This window comes from Burkholderia sp. SCN-KJ (assembly GCF_024656005.1).
Lineage (GTDB): Bacteria > Pseudomonadota > Gammaproteobacteria > Burkholderiales > Burkholderiaceae > Burkholderia.
Map to the genome: position 1 here is coordinate 1 of NZ_JANKOG010000092.1, position 958 is coordinate 958.

Annotated in this window: 1 protein-coding gene; it reads right to left on the bottom strand. The window is 59.2% G+C overall.

Features of this window, described 5'->3' with window-relative positions; genetic code table 11:
• Positions 1-22: 22 nt before the first annotated feature.
• Positions 23-958 (bottom strand): IS481-like element ISBcen24 family transposase (locus tag NQV17_RS37760; RefSeq protein ID WP_257776154.1); only part of this gene is annotated, 936 nt, incomplete at its 5' end.

The window sequence follows — 958 nt, forward strand, 5'->3', positions numbered from 1 at the left end:
TGTGCGATTCGCAGACATCGTTTCACTTTTTTGAAGGCCGTTTCTTTGGCGCGTCGGAACCCGTGGCACCCGTAGGGAACACGGGTTCCGACGCGCGCCGATGATGTTCGCCGAGGATTTTGTCGACCCGCCATTCGCGGTGCCGAATTCGCTCTTTCCGCTCGTCGTACGCACCTTCCACCGCTTCCGCGAGAGGTGTGATTTCACCCAGCTCCGCAATGCGGTCAACCGGAGTCCTTCCACCGAGTGAGCCGTGTGGCCGACGCCAGTTGTAGTCGAACTGCCACTCTTCGATTCGCAAGTCGATTGCCCGCTCTGTCGGGGCATGGTGGAACCAGAACTCGTCCAGGTCAGTAAGCTGCGAACGTTCAACTTTGCCATTGAGGTGCGGCGAGCGTGGTGGAATTGGCCGGAATTTAATGCACTCGTTCATCAGGCGCCGCTGCACGGATTCAGCGAAGAACTCACCGCCGCGATCGGTCTGGATACGTTGAATCGGAAACGGCATCTCCTCGATGACGCGATCAAGGAAAAACAGCGTATTTCGGGCATTTCTACGGGGGTAGACGGCCAGCACACGAAAGCGTGAACAGTCGTCGATGGCCGTGTACTGGTAGACGCCTCGTGCAATCTTCATCGTGTCCATCTGGACGCGGTCTCCGGGAACTGGACGGCTGTAGCGCCTCGGTTGTGCCGGCCTCCTGGGGCGAACCAACGGCTTCACCGACGCTTCGCACAGGACCTTGTGAATGGTCGCAAGGGACAGTTCTCTTTGTTCGTTCAGACGCAATTCGTTCTGAATCCGCCGTGCCCCCTTGCGCTCGGCCCGCAGGCGAAGAATCGTTGCCCGATCAGCGTCAGAGACCTTTCGATTCGGGCTGGTCAGAGGGCGACGGCTTTGAGAGCGAAGACCTTCTTCTCCCGCCTCCTGGTAGCGGCGCAGCCACTTGCGAAGCGT